At 27.0% G+C, this 19,382-nt stretch carries 19 protein-coding genes; 6 read left to right on the top strand and 13 right to left on the bottom strand.

Annotated elements, in window-relative coordinates:
* Positions 1 to 13: 13 nt before the first annotated feature.
* From cas6 to E0E45_RS05660, 9 genes are all read right to left on the bottom strand, one after another.
* On the bottom strand, positions 14 to 709 hold the full coding sequence (gene cas6 / locus E0E45_RS05695) for a CRISPR-associated endoribonuclease Cas6 (protein WP_130890283.1): 696 nt from the start codon (positions 707 to 709) through the stop codon (positions 14 to 16).
* A 485-nt stretch (positions 710 to 1,194) separates the two neighbouring features.
* Entirely contained in the window at positions 1,195 to 1,818 is a 624-nt protein-coding gene (locus E0E45_RS05690) for a hypothetical protein (RefSeq protein ID WP_130890282.1), read from the bottom strand.
* Positions 1,815 to 2,468, bottom strand: coding sequence for an epoxyqueuosine reductase QueH (locus E0E45_RS05685; protein ID WP_130890281.1), 654 nt, complete (start codon positions 2,466 to 2,468; stop codon positions 1,815 to 1,817). Before E0E45_RS05685 ends, E0E45_RS05690 begins: the two co-directional genes overlap by 4 nt.
* Positions 2,469 to 2,549: 81 nt before the next feature.
* The gene (locus tag E0E45_RS05680; RefSeq protein WP_130890280.1) at positions 2,550 to 2,978 is read right to left on the bottom strand and encodes an N-acetyltransferase; all 429 of its coding nucleotides are present in this window, start codon (positions 2,976 to 2,978) and stop codon (positions 2,550 to 2,552) included.
* Complete coding sequence (locus E0E45_RS17650) at positions 2,971 to 3,138, bottom strand: hypothetical protein (RefSeq protein WP_172426502.1); 168 nt, start codon at positions 3,136 to 3,138, stop codon at positions 2,971 to 2,973. The genes E0E45_RS05680 and E0E45_RS17650 overlap by 8 nt, the downstream gene beginning before the upstream one ends.
* Before the next feature lie 82 nt (positions 3,139 to 3,220).
* Positions 3,221 to 3,553: an arsenate reductase family protein gene (locus E0E45_RS18070; RefSeq protein WP_331865016.1), complete on the bottom strand. Its 333-nt coding sequence runs from the start codon at positions 3,551 to 3,553 to the stop codon at positions 3,221 to 3,223.
* Between the two features lie 24 nt (positions 3,554 to 3,577).
* The gene (locus E0E45_RS05670; RefSeq protein ID WP_130890279.1) at positions 3,578 to 6,376 is read right to left on the bottom strand and encodes an AAA family ATPase; all 2,799 of its coding nucleotides are present in this window, start codon (positions 6,374 to 6,376) and stop codon (positions 3,578 to 3,580) included.
* Positions 6,363 to 7,544: a metallophosphoesterase family protein gene (locus E0E45_RS05665; RefSeq protein ID WP_130890278.1), complete on the bottom strand. Its 1,182-nt coding sequence runs from the start codon at positions 7,542 to 7,544 to the stop codon at positions 6,363 to 6,365. The genes E0E45_RS05670 and E0E45_RS05665 overlap by 14 nt, the downstream gene beginning before the upstream one ends.
* A 2-nt stretch (positions 7,545 to 7,546) precedes the next feature.
* Positions 7,547 to 10,384, bottom strand: coding sequence for an ATP-dependent DNA helicase (locus E0E45_RS05660; protein WP_130890277.1), 2,838 nt, complete (start codon positions 10,382 to 10,384; stop codon positions 7,547 to 7,549).
* Between the two features lie 154 nt (positions 10,385 to 10,538).
* Here E0E45_RS05660 and E0E45_RS05655 point away from each other — a divergent pair, with 154 nt between their 5' ends.
* The 4 genes from E0E45_RS05655 to E0E45_RS05640 all read left to right on the top strand — a co-directional run bounded on the left by E0E45_RS05655 (position 10,539) and on the right by E0E45_RS05640 (position 12,344).
* The gene (locus tag E0E45_RS05655) at positions 10,539 to 10,730 is read left to right on the top strand and encodes a hypothetical protein (protein ID WP_096402752.1); all 192 of its coding nucleotides are present in this window, start codon (positions 10,539 to 10,541) and stop codon (positions 10,728 to 10,730) included.
* Between the two features lie 207 nt (positions 10,731 to 10,937).
* Positions 10,938 to 11,621, top strand: coding sequence for a YoaK family protein (locus E0E45_RS05650; RefSeq protein ID WP_229097877.1), 684 nt, complete (start codon positions 10,938 to 10,940; stop codon positions 11,619 to 11,621).
* Between the two features lie 11 nt (positions 11,622 to 11,632).
* Complete coding sequence (locus tag E0E45_RS05645) at positions 11,633 to 11,827, top strand: hypothetical protein (protein ID WP_130890276.1); 195 nt, start codon at positions 11,633 to 11,635, stop codon at positions 11,825 to 11,827.
* 10 nt (positions 11,828 to 11,837) lie between these two features.
* Positions 11,838 to 12,344, top strand: a complete 507-nt coding sequence (locus E0E45_RS05640) for a GAF domain-containing protein (RefSeq protein WP_130890275.1) — start codon at positions 11,838 to 11,840, stop codon at positions 12,342 to 12,344.
* Between the two features lie 191 nt (positions 12,345 to 12,535).
* On the opposite strand, the gene E0E45_RS05635 is transcribed toward E0E45_RS05640, so the two are convergent.
* The 4 genes from E0E45_RS05635 to E0E45_RS05620 all read right to left on the bottom strand — a co-directional run bounded on the left by E0E45_RS05635 (position 12,536) and on the right by E0E45_RS05620 (position 18,024).
* Positions 12,536 to 14,707, bottom strand: a complete 2,172-nt coding sequence (locus tag E0E45_RS05635) for a transglycosylase domain-containing protein (protein WP_130890274.1) — start codon at positions 14,705 to 14,707, stop codon at positions 12,536 to 12,538.
* Positions 14,708 to 14,734: 27 nt separating this feature from the next.
* Positions 14,735 to 15,790, bottom strand: coding sequence for a 23S rRNA (adenine(2503)-C(2))-methyltransferase RlmN (rlmN, locus tag E0E45_RS05630; protein ID WP_172604224.1), 1,056 nt, complete (start codon positions 15,788 to 15,790; stop codon positions 14,735 to 14,737).
* Between the two features lie 52 nt (positions 15,791 to 15,842).
* Positions 15,843 to 16,967 carry an alanyl-tRNA editing protein gene (locus E0E45_RS05625; RefSeq protein WP_130890272.1) on the bottom strand — a complete coding sequence of 375 codons (1,125 nt, stop codon included), beginning with the start codon at positions 16,965 to 16,967 and terminating at the stop codon, positions 15,843 to 15,845.
* Between the two features lie 265 nt (positions 16,968 to 17,232).
* The gene (locus E0E45_RS05620; protein WP_130890271.1) at positions 17,233 to 18,024 is read right to left on the bottom strand and encodes an HAD-IIA family hydrolase; all 792 of its coding nucleotides are present in this window, start codon (positions 18,022 to 18,024) and stop codon (positions 17,233 to 17,235) included.
* A gap of 249 nt (positions 18,025 to 18,273) precedes the next feature.
* Between E0E45_RS05620 and E0E45_RS05615 the strand changes: the two genes are divergently transcribed.
* Together E0E45_RS05615 and E0E45_RS05610 are read left to right on the top strand one after the other, a co-directional pair.
* A complete protein-coding gene (locus E0E45_RS05615; RefSeq protein ID WP_232044065.1) occupies positions 18,274 to 18,888 on the top strand; it encodes a nitroreductase family protein in 615 nt (204 codons plus the stop codon).
* Positions 18,889 to 19,133: 245 nt separating this feature from the next.
* Complete coding sequence (locus E0E45_RS05610) at positions 19,134 to 19,376, top strand: transposase zinc-binding domain-containing protein (RefSeq protein WP_130889724.1); 243 nt, start codon at positions 19,134 to 19,136, stop codon at positions 19,374 to 19,376.
* The last annotated feature ends 6 nt before the right edge of the window (positions 19,377 to 19,382 follow it).

Below are 19,382 nucleotides of genomic sequence, written 5' to 3'. Positions count from 1 at the left end.
CTCACCTCCTCTATTATACCCATCTTGGGTTCATGTAAGAAAATCCTCTTGCATTCATCTCTCCCAGTCCTACACTCAGACATAGAAAAGCTAATTTTTGAGCAGTTTCATTTTTAGCTATTCCTAGAACAAGCTTATCTCCAAGTAGATTTATATTTTTATATTTTACTTTTACAGGAACTTTATTTTTAAATTCAATAAAATTAAATAAATCAACATTTTCATCTAATTCTTCATTAAAAATGGAATTATATTTTTTTATTATATTTAACTTTAATCTATTTTCATACTCTTCCAATGAAAGATTTTTTTTCCAATATCCATTTTCTGTTTTAAGTATTGTAGGTGTAACAGAAACAAGCTTATCAATATATCTATATTCCATTTCCCTCTCTTTTATTATCAATCCTTTTAATTCCTTTGTTATATTATCTTTTAAATATTTCATAAAATGTTCTTTTAATTTTTCAGAAATAGTCCTTATTTGAACTGTGTATATTTCTCCTGCATTATACTTTTTAGTATTAACTTTTACTGGATAAAAAGAATTAAAGCAATATTCTTTAACTTTTTTATCTGTATGATATTCTTTCCAGTGCTCATCCTTATCAAAAGTAGAATCTATAAAAGCAGCTATTTTTTCTGTAGTTTTATATGGTTCTATGTCTTCTAATAAAAAAACTTTCAACTCTAGAATCCAACTTTTCATTTAATCCCTCCCTTTTAGTCCTCAATAATAATTATACCTCATTTTTTGATAAATAATAGACTTTAATTCAAAAATTTTAATTTTTTAAAAGATTTTTTTATTTTGCATATCTTTCCCTCTGATTTTAGATCTTTTAATATGAAAAAGACTGTTATAAATTTTTTCTTTATTATTCTATTAGCCTTGTCCCAAAAGATAAAGTACTTATTATTTATTTAAAAACTACTCAGTTATTATTCTATATAAAATAAATTGGTTAAAACTAGAAAATGAATATGATTTAAAAACTACTCAGTTATTATTCTATCCTCATGAAATCAGACTCCACATTATTTCCTAATCCCTTCAAACATGATTTTAACAAGATTTTCTTTTTATTTTTCCAAGTGTAATAAAATTTTTATCAAATAATTTTTTCTTTCTCAATTTACTCTGAAGTCTAGTTTAGAAAAAAATGTACTATTTTTAACTTGGAAAATTTTATTTTATTCAGTTTCTAAATCTATTAAATTTATTCCATAAAAAATTCCAAATGAACCTTTCTTTATTTTTATATTCATACTTTTTTTACCTAGATATTTGTCATAAAAATCCTTTTCTATAAGGAATTTTACTTCTTCTCCATTTACATCTGCAATTAAATAATAAAAATTAATATAATATTTGCTTCCAGGCTTTTTAAAATATTTTTTCTGATCTATAATCATCTTAATAATCTTATATTCCTTTTGCTCTCCTTTGCTTCCTATTCTGTTAAGAAAAAATTTTATTCTCATATAAATATATTTAGCAATAAAATTTCCCAGCCATAGCCCAATACAAAGTGATATTGTTCCTTTTAGTGCAATTGCTTCTTTTGTTGACACAACTTCACCCTGCAAATAGTATTGACAGTAAAATATAAATGATGAAAGTAAAAGCCCAATTACAATTGGAGAAAATCTCCCTATTCTATCCTCAAACATAACTACTTTCCATGTAGAAAAATATATCATTATTGGAATTATCATCAAAGCAAAATAATAATGATGATTAAGTCCTAATAATAAAAATAGTAATAAAAAACAAATTGAAATATTTTTTACAGTTTTTTCTGAAAAGTTTTTCATCTTTCCCCTCCGTTTTTTCCTCTCTTTTCTTTTTCAATTTTTTCTCTTTCTAATTTTGAAAATATACAGCCACAATAATCCTGTCTGTATAATTCATATTCTTTTGAAATTTCAATAGATCTTAAATACCTGCTTTTCTTTTTAAAATCTCCATTAAGGAATTTTACTCCATATTTTTTTTCAAGTTCCTCCCCTATTTCATTTATCCACTGTGCATTTTTCATTGGACTTATACTCAATACTGTTGTAAAGTATTTATATCCATCTTCTTTAGCTTTTTTTGCAGTTTCTTCAAGGCGGATTCTATAACATTGATGACACCTTTTTCCACCTTCTTTTTCATTTTCCACCCCTTTTATATTCTGAAAGAAGTCAATTTCAGGATTATATCTTCCTTCAATTACATTTATTTGATATCCTCTTTTTTTATGATATTCTTTTTGCTCTTCCAACCTCTTCAAGTATTCTTCTTGAAAAGTTATATTAGGATTAAAAAAATATATAGTTATTTCAAAATACTCCTGTAAAAACTCTAATATTGCTGAACTGCATGGTGCACAGCATGAATGAAGCAGAAGCCTAGGTTTAATCTTATTTTTTTCTATTTCCTTCAACTGCTTTTCCATTACTAAATCATAGTTAATTTTCATTATTTTAACCTCCAATATTGATTATATCATAGGTTTAATTTTTATCAAAATAAGTTTCCTAACATAAAAATGGAAGAGAGTTTATCTCCTCCACTCCATTAAATGTTCTTTTTCTTTTGTTTTTTCATCAATTTCAGTATTTAATATTTTGAAGCCTGATTTCAGATAAAAATTCATTGCTCTTGTATTCTTATCATATACTGCAAGCTGTAATTTATCATACCTTTCTTTTAAAAAATTAAGCATTCTGTTCCCAATTCCTTTTCTCTGATTGCCCACTTTTATAAACAGTCCACCTATAAATATATTTTCTATCAAACTTACAAACCCTTTTATTTCTCCGTCTTCTTCATATATATAAGTTGTAGAATTAGGTAAATAATTGTTTTTCACATTGTCATAGTTTTCCAGCCAATAGCTGTCAGGAATAAAATTTTGAGCTTCTATTGTTGAAGTTTTCCATAATTTCATAACTGTATTAATATCTTCATTTTTTAAATTTCTAATCATTTTTCTTCCTTTTTAAATTTTTTAATTCTTCCATTTGGGCAGCTAATGTCCTATATTTTTTGAGCAGGGCATTTCTTTCTGGTTCATAATCACATTCATGCAATTCTTCTTTCAGTTCATCGATCATTTTCTCCAGCTTTTCAATTTCTCCTATACTCATTTCCATCATCTCCCATAAGATTATTTATCTTAATATCTTATATACCTTCTGAAAGTCAAAAAATCAATAGTTTTTTCTTATATTATTTTAATTTTTCTGTCCAGTTTTTCCATATTTCTGGTTGATATCCTAATGTTATTTCATTTTTAAATCTTCCAATGGGGCTTTTAAATAAAACTGGGGTTTCCAATAAAGTTTCTTCTAAATTAAATACCATATATTGAAGATTTCTTTTTTTATATTCTGTTCCCTCTGTATCAATCAGTTCTTCAAGGGGATACTTACTGCATATGCTTTTTAACTCTCCTTTAGAAGGAGCTTTTTCTTTTAAATCAATAAATTGAACTTTTACTCCTCTCTCTTTAAAAAATCTTTCAGCTTTCTTTGAATCATTACAATTCTTTTTTCCAAAAATCTGTATTATTATTTTAATCTCCTCCTATAGCTCTATGACTTTTTGTGCCATTTCTCTAAAAGTATCATCATGAGTCACTATTATACTTTGCTCCAGATTTTTCAATATCTCCCCAATTGAATCAGCCAGACTTCTTCTTCTTTCTGTGTCAAGGTTATTAGTAGGTTCATCAAATATTGAAAATTTACTTTCTGTAAACAGTTCACTCATTGCCCCTCTTATAGAAATTGCTACTGCAACCTGTTCTCCTCCTGAAAGCTGCTCAAATTTCAGTTCTCCTCTGTCGCCATCTAAAAAAACAACATATTTATTCTTATCTTCATTAGACCAGATTATTTTTTCCCCTCTTCCAGTTATTTTTCTAAAATTCTCAGTTGCAAGTATTTCTATCTCTTTAAGCATATTTTTTGAAACTTCCTTACCCATAGATTTTATTTTTTCTCTAAATATCTTAGTAAGTTCTAATTTCATATTTAATTTTTCCAAATACTTTCTTTTATTTTTCAGCAAATCTTCATATTTTTTTATTTCTTCTAATTTTTTTTTTAAAGTTTCTGCTTCACTATTTACTGCCCCTAATTTTTCTCTTATCTCTTCAATATCAGATGTAATTTTACCATCTTTTTCCTGAATTTTTTCTAATTCTATATTTTCTATATCTTTTCTTTTTAGTTCTAATAAAGTACTTTTTTCTCTAAATTTCATTTCATTATTTTCAATAATCAATTTTATATTTTCAAGATTTTTTTCTAATTGATTTTTTTCCATGGCTTTTTTATAATTTTCAAGATAAAGATTGCTGCTTCTTTCCAAATTATCCATCTTTTTTTCTAATTTATCAATATTCTCATTAACAGTTATCAATTCATTAGAGAAAATTTTATTTTCATCAAGAAAATTTCTTTTTGCTTCTAAAGTTTTTATATTTTCTTTAATTAATATTTTTTTTGCTTCTATATTTTTTAATTCTATATTTATATTTTTATTAAGATTTTCTATCTCTTTTTCAAGGCCACCTTTTATATCTTCAGACTTTAATAAATCTAAGCTGTCAATCTTTGTTTTAAGTGTTATTCTTATTTCAGAAAGCTTTTCTTTGCTTTCAATATTATTTTCTAATTTAAAGTTTTTTAATTTCAACTTTTCATTTTCTATTTTAGATTTTCCAGTTTCTAGTTTTAATTTTTCTTGAATAAATTCTGCTTCTTTTTCATTAATTTCTTTTGATAAGGTATCTAATTTTATTATTTTTTCCATTATCTCATTTTTATTTATGAGTTTATGGTTTATTTCTTTTACAGTATTTTTTTTATCTTCTATCTCTTTTATATACTTCTCTCTTTTATCTTTAAAATATTCATCTATATTTTTTCCATCAAGATTTTTACACTGTTCTTTTAAATATGGACAATATGAAGTTTTCAACATTTTAAAAGCTTCTTCATTTTCTTTCAGCAGTAAATCTTTTTTTAATATCTCATCTTCTAATAACTTTTTCTTTTTTTCATGCTCCTCTAGTTCAGAAAGTTGGCTTTCAAGATTTTCACTCATTAAATATTTTCTTTTTTCTTTCTCTTTATTTATATCTTCCAACTTTTCCTCTAATTTTATCTCAAAGTTTTTTATATTATTTTCTCCAGATTCAAGCTTTTTTTCAAATTCTTCCAATTTTGCTAAAAGAGGTGTTATTTTATTTAATTCAGACTTATATTCAATAAACTTTGTCTTTTTATCCTCTATTTCTTTTTCTATTTCTAATAATTTATTATTTCTTTCTAAAAGAAGTGATTCATTATTTTCTTTTTTATTTTTAAAAACTTTTATTTCTCCATCAATTTCTGAATTTAACTTTTCTAATAAATTTATTTCTTTTTCATGTAAAAGACATTCTTCTTTTATTTTTTCCAACTCTTTTTTCCTGGTTTTTAATATATTTATTTCCTGAGAATATTTCTGATATTCTTCATATTTCTCTCTGTTTTCTTTTACTATTTTTTCTGAAATTTCACTTTCTCTTATAGAATTACTTACTTTGATTAATTCTTCATTTTTATTTTTTAGATTTCCAGTTAAAGCATTTATCTCACCAGTAAGTTTTTCTATCTCAATATTTAAAGAATTATATGAGTTCAAAAATTCTTTTACTTTGCTTTTCTCATTATTTAATAAAGTTAAACTCAAATTATATTCTTTTGCTCTTCCTTTTTCAAATTCCAATTTTTCTTTTATATCAGCAGGATCTTCCATTATTTCAGCTATATTTTCCATACTGCTTCTTTCTATCTCAATATCTTTTTCATATCTGTTTACTGCATCTCTTGAATATCCTTCATATATTTTTTTATAAATATCAGTGTTAAATACTTTATTAAATATTTTTTCTCTTTCATTGTCTTTTTCTTTAAAAGAAGATATAAATTCATTTTGCTTAGCAACAATTACATTATCATATATTCCTTTCAAGTCGCCTTTAATACCGCAAAGTTCTCTTATTCTATCTTCTTTTCCTATTAATTGAAACTCTGGATTATCTTTCTTATATATACTTGTTGATCCAGGTACTTTTCTTGTAACTATATAGTCCTCCCCATCTATTCCAGTAAATTCTATCTCTATTTTTGCACTTTTTTTTCCATATTTTATTGCTTCTCTTTGATTTCCTCCTCTTAATTCAGAATCAAAAAGAGCATATCCTATTGCTTCAAGAATAGATGATTTTCCTTTACCGTTTTCTCCAAGAAGAAGATTTATTCCACTGTCAAATTCTACATCTAGTTTATCATGTATACGGTAATTCTCAAGATGTATTCTATTTATTTTCATTTCCTATCTCCTCCTCAAGCATAGTATCAAAAAGTTCAAAAAAATCCTTTTCTCTATCATTTTCCTCTTGATATTCTTTAAATTTTTGAAGATAAGATGTTATTTTTTCAGCATCAGAAAATTCTTCCCAATAGTTTATAATCTCTCTTTCTACATCTCTCACAGAGTAATATCCCTCTTCTCCTAAATTTCTATCAAAAATAGAGTTAGGATATCTCAATTTTATATAACCTTTTAAAGCTCCATTACTTTCTAAGATTTTTTCCAATTCATTTACATTTACATATCCACTATCTTTTAATTTTATATTTACAATAACCAGTTCTTCACCAGTTAATCCTAAATTTTTTGAAAATTCTTCAAATTCATCTGTAATATTATTCTCATAAGTAAATTCCTTCTCTATTCTTGTTCTTGGAGAAAGTTCAGAAAATTCATATTCTAAAGTATCTGTATCAAAAATTATAACTCCCTTAGAGTTATTTTTTTCATTTAAAACATTCCAGAATTCAGTTGAACCTGGTATGAAAAAATATGGTTTATCTTTTGGATAGCTTATAAATGAATGGAGATGTCCTCCTGCCATATATATAACTTTATCTTTAAATCTTTTTATTATATCTGTATTTACCAGCCCAGGAAGAAATTCTGATCCTCCTAATGCTGTATGTACCATGACTATATTTTTTTCATTTTCATTTAAATTTTCACTCAGTTTTTCTAAAACTTCATCAACGGCAAACCCAGGATATCCTACTCCATAAAAATTAACATCTCCTATTGTTATTTTTTCAAATTCATATCCTTCATTTGAAGCTCTATATTTTCCTCGTCTTACATAACCTTTTCTCTCCAGATATCCAAGCCATGAGTTTATCTCATCATATCCTGATATGTTATCATGATTTCCTTCAATAAGAAGAACCTGGATATTATTATTTTTTAGCTTTAAAAATACCTTTTCACACCTGTCTAAAGTGTCTGGTGAAAGCTCTTTTTTATCAAATAAATCTCCAGTTATTAAAAAAATATCTACTTCTTTTTCTATTCCTCTGTCTGCAGCCTGTTCAAAAGCGTTAAAAAAATCCAAATATCTTTTTTGAGAAAACTCTTTTGTTCCAAAAGGTTTTTTTCCTAAATGTATATCTGAACAATGAAGTATTTTCATTTTTACTCTCCTCTGCAATAATCTTTAAATTCACATTCTCTGCATTTTTCTTCTGAATACTCTCTTCTATCGAATTCTCTATTCAATATTTTTTTTACAGTATCCTCAAAATTAGAAATAGTTTGCTTTATCTTGCTTTTTTCTAATTTTATCTCCACCATAGTTTCTTCTTTATTTCCTGTATAATACAAGTAAGCTCTTAAATTTTCTGAATTATATTTTTCCCTCAACATATATGAATATATTTCTATCTGCCTTTCATAAGAAGCATATCTGCTGTCATCATATCCAGAAAATCTTCCAGTTTTAAAATCCAGCAGTTCTATATAATCACCTTGTTTTCTTAGAAGGTCAATTGTTCCTTCTAAAATATAGTTATTTTCTACACTGTATTCTTTTTCTTCAGAACTTATTATATTATCCCAATTATTTTTTACACTATCCACATATCTTTTAATCTGTTCAAAAGCTCTTTCTCTTATATTTTCTCCAAGAAATACTCTGACATTTTTTTTCAGCATATTATAGTTTTTTTCAACAAGCTCTTTTAATTCCTCATCAGAATAAATTTTTTCAACATCACTTTTCACTTCTTTATGAATATTCTCAATTGATTTATGTACAAGTATTCCAAAAGATGTTTTATTAGTTTTTAAAGGCTTAAATTCAAATTCTTTGTAAAATCTATATCTCAAAGGACAGTCTTCATATATCAATATATGTCCTGTGTAAGATAAAAATTCTTTAGTTTCAGATTCTTTTAATTTAGATATCTGTAACTTTTCAAAATAAAAATTTTCATCATTCCAATAAGGTATAGTTTCATAAACAGGTTTAAAAATCTTTGATGGCAGTTCTTTTCCACCAGCTCTGTTTTCTACACTTGTCAATACAAGAAGATTTTGCGCTCTAGAAAAAGCTGTATAGAAAACTCTCCAGAAATCAAAAATATTTTTCCTATCTCCAGGTTCAAAATCATTTCCCAGAGTTATAACATCTTCCAGTCTGTCTTCTTCTGTCAACTCTCTATTATCTGGTTCAGACTCCAATGACCCTACTATAACCACTGGAAACTCCAGCCCTTTTGCCTGATGGATTGTCATAAATGACACTGCCCCCAGCAGAGTTTCTTTATTTTCATATTCATCTATTCCTTTTTCAAAAAGAAGCCTGATATGTGTTACAAAAAGATATCTTACTACTTTTTCAATATTTTCCTTTGTTATATACTCTATTCTGCTTAAATTTTCAAATTTATCAAAGATTTGTGAAAGAATTCCCAGATTGTATATTTCTCTTCCCTCTTTAGCACCATTTTTATTCAAATCTATAAGTTCTTTAAATGTTTTAAATGCAAAAAGAGAATAAAAAATTCTGCTTATATTTTCCCCTTTCTCCTCTCCTAAATCTAAATTTTTTTCTCTGTTCTTTAATATCCAATCATATAATTCCTTATCCTTTGCCAGATATTTTTTCAATTCAGTAATACAATCATTATAATAAGTAGCTGTTTTTCTTATATAGACATCATCTAAAACTAATGGCTTACTTTGTGGAAATAATACAAGCAGTGCTCCCAATACAAGTTTCACTTCTTTTCTATAGAAAAAATTCTTAGAACGAGGAGAATAAGCAGGAATACCCCTTTCTTCCAAATAATCTATCAATTCTTTAACTCTTGAGAATCTTACTGATTTAAATAAGAATGCCACTTGGCTGTAATCTTCTATTTTTCCCATTGTCTTTAAATTTTTTATAAATTTATATATATTTTCTTTCCATTGGCTTTCAGAATTTCCTCCTATTCTAATAACTCCAGGATTATCTACAAATTCTTTATCTGCTGGTGGCTGTATATCTTTTTGATATCTAAAATTTTTCCAGTTTATAAGGTTTATCCATCTGTTGCAGAAAGTTATTATATCCTTATGCGAACGGTAATTTATATCAAGAGTCACTATTTTGCATTCATTTTCATCAAATTTATTTGGGAATTCCAGTATATTTTTTACAGATGCTCCTCTGAATCTATATATTCCCTGATCATCATCTCCAACAACACATATATTTTTTCTGTTTCCTCCCAATTCAAAAATTATTTTTTCTTGAATTGAATTTGTATCCTGATATTCATCAATCATTATATATTGAATTTTTTCTCTGATTTCCTCCAATACAAAATTATTATTTAAAAGTATTCTATATATTTCCCTTTGTATAGAGGCAAAATCTATTACATTGTCCTCTATTAATAATTTTTGATATAATTCATGAGCTTCCTTTAAGAATCCTATTTTTTTATCCTGTTCTTCTTTTACATAATCCAGGCTTCTTCCTTCTTCATTTATTCTATTTACCCATTTTTGAATTTTTCCTGCTTTTCCCCAATTATTAACAGCTGGAATTTCCTTAAAAAACTCATTATATCCATCTATTTCTTTAAATTCCTTTATTTTTGAAAAAATAAAAAAATGCTGTTCAAGTTCATCCAGTACTTGATAGCCTTCACTAAAATCAGAATATTCTATATATTCATCTATTAAACGAAGACATATAGAATGCAAAGTTCCCATATATATAGCATTTATATTTATTTTTGAATCATAATCTTTTATTCTTTCAGATATCCTTCCAATTAATTCTTTAGAAGCTCTGTCTGTAAAGGTTGATACCATTATCTTTTCTGGAGATATCTTTTTTTCTATAAGCATATGGACTACTCTTTCCACTAATGTTCTTGTCTTTCCAGAACCAGGTCCTGCAATTACTAAAAGCGGTCCCTCTGTATAAGTTACTGCCTCTCTCTGTTCTTTATTTAAATTTATCTCTTTATTTTCCATATACTCAACTCCATCTTTTCTCTACCTCTATCCAATACATAAATTATATCATATATTCTTCAAGTAAAAAATTTTATTTTACTAAAAGTATTGACCTAATCTTAAAAAAGGACTACAATATAACCACTGGAGAGAAACAGGGAGATGGTCTTAAATGAAAGAACATAAATATGTAAATTTTTCTCAGGAGTATGATGTCCACTATATCATCAATAAATATCCTAAGAAAGAGCATGAAGCAGTTAAAGAATATCTTGAAACATTAAAAACTCAAAAAAATCTTACCCATGAAGATGTTTTTAATCTGATAGAAAAAAATTTAAAATTTAAAAAAATAGCTAAATAATCTACCTTTGATTAATTTTTGATATTTTAATAATTTTTAAATAATATCTCCAGTTACAAAAGAGCAGTCTAAATACTTGGACTACTCTTTTTTATAATCAGTATTCTTTTTATATTTTTTGTCCACTATAAATTAACTATTGTCAATTCTGATAAAAAGTTGTAATATTAGTATTGTCATAATGAATTTATATTGGGGTTGATTTAAATGAAAGTATTAAATAAAATGCTGCTCAATTGGATCTATATGCTTTGTTTTTTAGGTGGATATATCAATGCTATCTGCATTGTAAAATATTCATATACTGTTTCTCATTTTACTGGAAATATTTCCAAAACTGCTATTAATATTTCTCAAGGAAACTTTAGTGAGGTATTTAAAGTTTTTACTATTATAGCTGCTTTTGTTATTGGAACTACTATTTCTGGCTCACTTGTAGATGGGAGAGAATTTAATCTTAAAAGACGATACGGCTATGCTTCAATAACTTTAGGAAGTGGTTTACTAATCCTTTATTCATTTCTCTATGATACTCTTCCCTTTTTTTACTATCTCCCATTTATGATTGGAGTAGAAAATGGATTATTCATTTCATATAAAGGGGTAGTGGTGAGAACATCTCATATTACAGGAAGTCTTACTGATATGGGAGTATATATAGGACATTGTATAAAAGGAAAAACTGAAGATAAATGGAAAGTATTTTTCTGCTTATTTACTATTTTATCTTTTATGGCAGGAGGCTTTTTTGGAATAGAAGCTTTTTATGTATTTAAAAAGGAAGCTTTTCTTATTGCAGCTTTTTTATATATAGGTGTAGGACTGACTTATTTTTCAATTAGGCAGAGATATCAAAAAATATTAGGATATTCAGATTTGAAATTATATTGAAAGGAATTAAAATGGAAAAATATTTAATAACACTGAAGGAAAAAGAAAGTTATATAGAAAAATTCCCAGTTTTAAACTGCAATGAATCTATTGGAATAGATTATGATGGATATGTTTCTATTAAATGTAAAAAACTTTCTGGAACTTGTACTTACAGAATAAGTCAAAAAGAAGAATACAAAAATTGCAGACTTTTAACTAAATAATGGAGGTATTATGGCTTTTAATGCAGAACTTTACAAAGATTTAAGTTTTAAAGAAAAATATTCAGCTTTTTTAAATGAAATTGAAGAATATCTTTCTAGAGAGAGTGATCCAATTGCTAACCTTGCTAATGCTTCAGCTTTTATCTCAGCTTTTTTTGATGAAATAAACTGGTGTGGCTTTTATCTTCTAAAAAAGAATGAATTAGTTTTAGGTCCATTTTGTGGAATGCCTGCTACTACTAGAATTCAGATAGGAAGGGGTGTATGTGGTACTGCTGTAGAAAGAAAAGAAAAAATAGTAGTAAAAAATGTATGTGAATTTCCAGGTCATATTACCTGTGATGTAAGGTCTAAATCTGAAGTTGTTATTCCTCTTATTAAAGATAACAAAATATATGGGGTATTAGATATTGATAGTGCAGTTTATTCAAGATTTTCTTCAGATGAAGTAGTTATTTTAGAAAAAGCCATAGCTATTATTAATAAATATACTGATTATGAAAAAATAACTTATTAAAAAAGGGCTAATATAAATTTAGAATAGTTTAAACAATATAAAATAGGATTCTTTTTTAAATACTTAAAATAAATATCAAAGTAAAAATTAGTAGAAATCTATAAAATGATTTCTATTTTTTTTATAGAAAAATAAAAGAGGCTGTGAAAACTAGTATAATAAATTACTAATTCGCAGCAGCCCTATTTATATTAATTACCTAAAAGTCTTTTAAATAATGAATCATTTGAAGTTGTATTTTCAGGAGCTATATCATTGTTAGTTTTTTCAATAACTGGATTATACCCCTCAACTCCTTCAGTTCCATTTTCTTTTCTTACACTTCCAAATATTCCTGCTATTCCATTTGCATACTTCATTTCACTTTCCATCTGTAGCTTTCCTTTTCTTACAAGAAATTCTCTTCCTGCTCCAGAAATAAGCCCATTATTTACAGTCAGTGTTTGTAAATTAAAATCACCATTTTTCAAGTGATTTTCTAAGAAGGAAAAAGTACTTGGAGCATACAGTCCCTTATCAATTAAAGTCTGATAATACTTTGCCCATAGAGGAGCCACTCCAGTTCCTCCAGTAACATTTCCTTTTATAGATCTATTATCATCATATCCTATGTAGATAGTTGTAACATAATCAGGAGTTATTCCAGCAAACCAGATAGTTCTATTATCATTTACAGTTCCTGTTTTTCCTCCCTGTTCTATTCTCTTTTTATCTTTTGTATATACAGAAGCTCTGCTGGAACTTCCATATTGCACTGAACTTTTCAGCATAAATGTTATTATGCTTGTATTAATACTGTCAAATACTTTTTCTTTTTTAGGTGTATTTTGATATATAGGATTTCCATATCTATCTTCTACATCTGTTACTGTTACAGGCTCTACTACATAACCTCCATTTGAAAATATTGAATAGTCTATAGCATGCTGTAATGGTGTATTTTCAAATGATCCCAAAGATGCAGTAAGATCATCTGGTATATTTAAACTAGGATCAAGTTTTGCAACAGTTTCTTTAAAAGTTTTTGTTCCTATTTTTTGAAGCATTTTTATAGAAACTATATTTAAAGATCTATCCAAAGCATTAAGCAGAGTAACATTCTTTGAATATCTGCTTCCATAGTTTTTTGGTGTCCAACTTCCAAATGAAATAAATGAGTCCTCTACTACTGAATTCATTTCCATTCCATTTTCTATGGCTGTAAAATATAAGAAAGGTTTAAATGAAGAACCTAACTGTCTTTTTGCCATAGTTGCTCTGTTGAAATTTCCTGATTTAAAATTTCTTCCACCAATCAAAGATATTACGTGTCCATTATTTGGATCTATAGTTGCCATTCCACCTTGCAGTTCATCATTTTTTTTGAAGAACTCATAATTTTCAAATACTTCTTTTGCAGTTTTCTGCATTTCTAAATCTAAAGTAGTATGTACTCTCAATCCTCCAGTATACACCATATTCTCTCCAAATTTATCAACTAAAAACTCTTCCACCATATTTGAAAAATCAGGATAATTAATTGTTACATCACTTTTTTTGTTATATATTATAGTTGTATTATCATCCATTTTAAAATTTTCAGGAAGCTTATCTTCATTTATAAATTTATGATTTTTTGCCTGTTCATATTCTTCCTTTGTTATAAGTTTATCCTTATACATTTCAGATAAAATAAGATTAGCTCTCTTTAATGAAGCCTCTAAATTTCTTCTTGGATTATATTTCTCAGGTCTGTTAGGTATTCCTGCAAGGAGAGCTGATTCAGCTATGTTTATTTCAGAAATATCCTTTCTGTACAATTGTTTAGCTGCTGTCTTTATACCATAAGATCCAGCTCCGAAATATATCTCATTCAGATATTTTTCAAATATTTCATCTTTTGTATATCTTCTCTCTATTTCAAATGTTATAATAGCCTCTTTTATTTTTCTTGAAAGTTTTCTCTCATGAGAAAGAAAGGCATTTTTTGCAAGCTGCTGAGTTATTGAACTTGCTCCCTGTACAGCACGGCCACTACGAATATTAGCTACAATAGCCCCTATCAGTCTTTTTATATGTATTCCATGATGTGAATAAAACTGTTTATCTTCTATTGCTAAAAAAGCATTTCTGCTGTATATAGGAACTTCTTTTAGCTTTACTGTATCTCTGGATTCTCTGTATATAGTATCTATTACTTCACCATTTCTATCATACAGTACAGTTGGCAGAGATGGTGCATAGTCTTCTATCAAAGTTACTATATCAGGAAGTTCTTTGGAATATTTATTTATAACTCCTAAAACTACTCCCACAGATGCAATACTTCCAACAATAAATAAAACTATCATTATTTTTATTATTCTTTTTACAAGTATTTTCATAGTTTCAGTACTCCTTTTAAAATCAAACTATTTCTTAGGAGCTTTCTGTCTTAACTGACCACAAGCGCCGTCTATATCAGTCCCTTTTTCTCTTCTCAATGTAACATTTACTTTTCTTACATCTTTCAGGAAAGTAAAGAATTTATCTATTTTCTTTTCAGAAGGTCTTTCAAATTCTGTTCCAGCCACAGGATTATATGGAATAAGATTTACCACATGATCAAATTCATGTACAAAGTCAGCCAATGCATTAGCATCTATATCTGAAACATTAAAATCATTGATCATTATATACTCGAAACTTATTCTACGTTTAGTCTGTCTTTGATATTCCTGTAATATTGCATAAAGATCCTCAAGTGGATAACTTCTGTTTACAGGAATGATTGTATCTCTTTTTGCATTTATTGCACTGTGAAGTGATATAGCAAGTTCAATAGGAAGTTTTTCTAATAAGATTTTTTCTATATTAGGTACTATTCCTGATGTTGATATAGTTATTTTTCTTTTAGAAATATTTATCCCATTTTCATTAGAAAGTATATCAAGAGCTTTCAATACATTTGAAAGATTAAGCAAAGGCTCTCCCATTCCCATAAAAACTATATTACTTATGTTGCTTCCTTGCTTTACAAGTCTTCTTTCTACAGTATATACCTGATTGATTATTTCATTTACATCAAGATTTCTTACAAAGCCATCTTGTCCAGTTGCACAAAAAGCACATTTTACAGGGCATCCTACCTGTGATGATATACAAAGAGTATTTCTTTTGTCTTTATGTCTTAATAATACAGTTTCAATAGTATTTCCATCTTCAAGTTTAAAAAGAAACTTTTCTGTTTTATCAATTTTAGATACCTGCTGCTTCAAAAGATTTAAAAATGGTATATATGCTTTTTCAGCTAAAAGCTCTCTGTCTTTAAGTGAAAGATTTGTTATTTCATTAAGATCTCTTACTATTTTTTTATGAAGCCAGTTAAATATTTGCTTCCCGTAAAATTTTTTCATTCCAAGGGAAATTACTAATTCCTCTAGCTCTTGTTGATTTAAATTTAATAAATTAATTTTTTCTGACATTATTCCTCCGATTATAAAATTACTAACATAATATTATATCAAAAAAAATGCTCAATTACAACTTATTAAGAAAAGTTTCAAGTTGTTTTTTCAACTCTTCTTTTGATATTTTTCCTTTGAAATTTCCCTTTATCTGATTTCCCCCACCTTTAATATTGGTATTAGATGAAGTTAGTTCCTTTAGGAACTCTTTACAATTAATCCTATTTGAGATGATTGAATAACTGTCCTCATTTCCTGCTATCAATATAAAATCTTCTGGAGTAATATGTCTTGGCAGATACTGTACTGTTACCTTATCTCCTGTATATATAATAAATTTATATCCATTTATTTCCTCTGCCTCTCTCATCAGTTTTTCTCCTAAAAGTTCAGCAAATTCTGAAGCAATCATTTTCATTTCTGTTTCAGTTTTTTTCTTTTCTTCCAAGCTTTTGTTCAACATTGTGAGAATTTCATAATCTTTACAGCTGAATATATGACACAATTCTTTTGATAACTCATTTTTAAAAGCATAATCTTTTATAGCTCTATCTCCAGCTATAAAAAAGAATCTTGTGTAGTTTCCTTTTATTTTTTCATGAGATAATATTTTAAATAGTTTTATATCCTTTGTATTTTCAACATGAAAACCAGCACAAGCCCCTAAATCAATATCTGGTATTTCTACAAATCTTACATCTCCAGTCACTTTATCTTTAATAGCCTTTCTCAGTCCTTCTATTTTTAGAGCTTCTTCATGATTAAGTGTATATATTTTCAATTCTATAGCTTTTCTTATAACTTCATTCGCCTTATTTTCCAGTTCTTTTATAGTTTCTTCTGATATTGTATTAGAATCTAAATCTACTGAAGTATATTCTTCTGCCATTCTAAATCCTACAGTATTTAATTGATAGTCATTATATGCAAGAGCTGAAAAAAGATGTTGAGCTGTGTGCTGACAGGCTATATCTTTTCTTCTTTCTGCATCAATAGTATACTCATATTCTCCCAGAGTTAATTCTCTATCAATCACTATACTTCCATCTCTGACTTCAAGAACAATACTCTCTCCTATTGTTCCTCTATCTCCTAATTGTCCCCCTTTTCCATCTATGTAAAAAGAACCATTTCCATCACTTAATTTTATTATATATCCTTCTTTAATTTTTTCACAGTTTAAAACTTCAGCTTTCATTAAAGTATCCCTCCAGACATCTAGAATTTACCACTCTATTATATCACATAAAAGATTAAATTCTTAATAAAAAATAGAGGTTAATCAAAAGCCAACTTCAAATTTTAGAAACTTGTTATTTAGAGAAATTTGTTGACTCTCTCTAATAAAAAATTTCCAAAATTATATTTCTGCTTATGAGTTATCCTCTACTTCAAAAATTTTAATTTAAAAATTCCATATATAAAGTTATTTCAATAAATTCTTTTCAAACTAGATATTTATTTTATATTTTTATATCTTTTATGCTTTCTAATATAAAATCAGGCTTATATGGACTGTCCTTCACATCTTCTTTTTTGCTCTCTCCAGTCAAAACCAGAATAGTATCACAGCCATTATCATAACCACAAGCTATATCAGTATATAATCTGTCTCCTATTATTACAGTTTCCCCTTTAGAAACTCCATTTTTCTTAATGCAGTAATCTAATATTTCCCTTGAAGGTTTTCCTAAAAAAAGAGGTTTTCTTTTAACTGCATATTCCAGCATTTTACATATTGCACCACAATCAGGAAGAAATTTTCCACCCTCTACTGGATAAACAAAATCTGGATTGGCTGCCAGATATTCTGCTCCTTCACTAAGTAACTTGCAGGCAGTCACAATTTTTTGATAATTTAATTCGCTATCCAATGCAACTGCTACATAGTCAACATTATATTTGCCATTAACTTTTTGAGGCTCCTCTATTACTTTTACTCCCATATCTTCTAAAAGTTTTTTTAAAGATTTTGTTCCTACTAGGAATACTGATGGATTATCTTTTTTTTCAATTAGATATTCTCCAAGCATGTATCCAGCAGTAACTATCTCCTCTTCTAAAATTTCAATATTCATTTTTCTAAATTTTTCTACATATTCTTCTCTTGTTCTTGAAGAATTATTGGTAAATAACATAAGTTTTTTACCTTTTTTTCTTATTTCTTTAATTATCTTTTCTGCTCCATCTAAAGGTTTATTTCCTAAAATAAGTGTTCCATCAATATCAAATAGATATAATTTTTTATTTTTCATTTTATTTTCCTCATTTCAATTAGTTTTACTTTAATTATTATACAATAATTTTTCTGTTGTTCCTACAAACAAATACTATCTTTATTACTTTCATACAAACTTTAACATATTTCTGTAAAAAATATATAAAATCTCAGTTAATTATAAGTGAAAAACAGAAAATATTATTATTACTGTATCTATTGACATAAAGTATTTTGTAAGGTATAAAGAAAGTATAATATCTAACTGACAATAAAGGGGGAGTAAATGATGTCTGATATTTCAAAAATGTTATTAGAAAAATCTAAAAAACGTCGTACTTATCGCCAATTTTTAGAAGAGCCTGTAGATATTGATATAATCAAAGATTGTATCATGACTGCTGCCACTGCTCCAAGTGGTGCAGATAAACAGCCTTGGCATTTCTCAATAGTTATTGATCCAATTATGAAAGAGAAAATAAGAGAAGAAAGTGAAAAAATAGAAAAAGAATTTTATGACTCCAAAATTACTAAGGAATGGCAGGAAGATTTAAATAAATTGACACTTACATGGAAAAAACCTTTCCTTACTGAAGCTCCCTGTCTTATTGTCATATTTAAAGAATTTTATAAAGAAAATAAAGATGGAACTTTAGATAAAAATTATTATGTTAATGAATCTATTGGTATTTCCATTGGTTTTCTTATTAATGCACTTCATAATGCTGGGTATGCCAGTCTCACATATACTCCAGCTCCTATGATATTTTTGAGAGACTTGTTAAAAAGACCAGCTGGTGAGACTCCAGTTATGGTATTAGTTGTTGGAAAAGCTGATCCAAACTATTCTCTTCCTATTTTAACAAAAAAAACATTTGAAGAAATAGCTGAAATAATTTAAAATATTTTCACCCTATTATAAATTTTAAATTTAATAAATAAAAAAACTATTATAAATTTAAACTACCTCACTCATTGAAAAATAGAGTTATGAATTATCATTAATTATACTTTATTCATTAAAATAACTTAAATAAAAATAAATACTGAAGTAAAAAAAGCTGAGTAACATTTAAAAAAATGTTTTACTCAGCTCTCTTTTTTGTATAATATAGTTACCACCCTAATTATACAAAGGAGACATACATGCAAATCAAACATATTATCTCTAAAATCAATATAACAAATCTTTTAGGTAAAATCAAGAAATATTTTAAAAATGAGCATTTTGAGGATGTTAAACAGACTATTCAAAAATTCTTAGCTTGTTCTATTGATAAATCTTTTCTCTCTCTTCAATGCCCTAATTGTCACGATGCGCATAAAATTAAAGTTACTTGTAAATCTAGATTTTGTCCTTCCTGCGGTAAACGTTATTCTGCTCTTTGAACTGAA

The organism is Fusobacterium ulcerans ATCC 49185 (assembly GCF_900683735.1).
GTDB lineage: Bacteria > Fusobacteriota > Fusobacteriia > Fusobacteriales > Fusobacteriaceae > Fusobacterium_A > Fusobacterium_A ulcerans_A.
This window is presented reverse-complemented; position numbering and strand designations above follow the sequence as displayed.

Excerpts from the sequence above, each read along its gene's own strand:
- cas6 (WP_130890283.1), bottom strand. The coding sequence starts at position 709 with ATGAAAAGTTGGATTCTAGAGTTGAAAGTTTTTTTATTAGAAGACATA.
- E0E45_RS05690 (WP_130890282.1), bottom strand. The coding sequence starts at position 1,818 with ATGAAAAACTTTTCAGAAAAAACTGTAAAAAATATTTCAATTTGTTTT.
- E0E45_RS05685 (WP_130890281.1), bottom strand. The coding sequence starts at position 2,468 with ATGAAAATTAACTATGATTTAGTAATGGAAAAGCAGTTGAAGGAAATA.
- E0E45_RS05680 (WP_130890280.1), bottom strand. The coding sequence starts at position 2,978 with ATGATTAGAAATTTAAAAAATGAAGATATTAATACAGTTATGAAATTA.
- E0E45_RS17650 (WP_172426502.1), bottom strand. The coding sequence starts at position 3,138 with ATGAGTATAGGAGAAATTGAAAAGCTGGAGAAAATGATCGATGAACTG.
- E0E45_RS05670 (WP_130890279.1), bottom strand. The coding sequence starts at position 6,376 with ATGAAAATAAATAGAATACATCTTGAGAATTACCGTATACATGATAAA.
- E0E45_RS05665 (WP_130890278.1), bottom strand. The coding sequence starts at position 7,544 with ATGAAAATACTTCATTGTTCAGATATACATTTAGGAAAAAAACCTTTT.
- E0E45_RS05660 (WP_130890277.1), bottom strand. The coding sequence starts at position 10,384 with ATGGAAAATAAAGAGATAAATTTAAATAAAGAACAGAGAGAGGCAGTA.
- E0E45_RS05655 (WP_096402752.1), top strand. The coding sequence starts at position 10,539 with ATGAAAGAACATAAATATGTAAATTTTTCTCAGGAGTATGATGTCCAC.
- E0E45_RS05650 (WP_229097877.1), top strand. The coding sequence starts at position 10,938 with ATGAAAGTATTAAATAAAATGCTGCTCAATTGGATCTATATGCTTTGT.
- E0E45_RS05645 (WP_130890276.1), top strand. The coding sequence starts at position 11,633 with ATGGAAAAATATTTAATAACACTGAAGGAAAAAGAAAGTTATATAGAA.
- E0E45_RS05640 (WP_130890275.1), top strand. The coding sequence starts at position 11,838 with ATGGCTTTTAATGCAGAACTTTACAAAGATTTAAGTTTTAAAGAAAAA.
- E0E45_RS05635 (WP_130890274.1), bottom strand. The coding sequence starts at position 14,707 with ATGAAAATACTTGTAAAAAGAATAATAAAAATAATGATAGTTTTATTT.
- E0E45_RS05625 (WP_130890272.1), bottom strand. The coding sequence starts at position 16,967 with ATGAAAGCTGAAGTTTTAAACTGTGAAAAAATTAAAGAAGGATATATA.
- E0E45_RS05620 (WP_130890271.1), bottom strand. The coding sequence starts at position 18,024 with ATGAAAAATAAAAAATTATATCTATTTGATATTGATGGAACACTTATT.
- E0E45_RS05615 (WP_232044065.1), top strand. The coding sequence starts at position 18,274 with ATGATGTCTGATATTTCAAAAATGTTATTAGAAAAATCTAAAAAACGT.
- E0E45_RS05610 (WP_130889724.1), top strand. The coding sequence starts at position 19,134 with ATGCAAATCAAACATATTATCTCTAAAATCAATATAACAAATCTTTTA.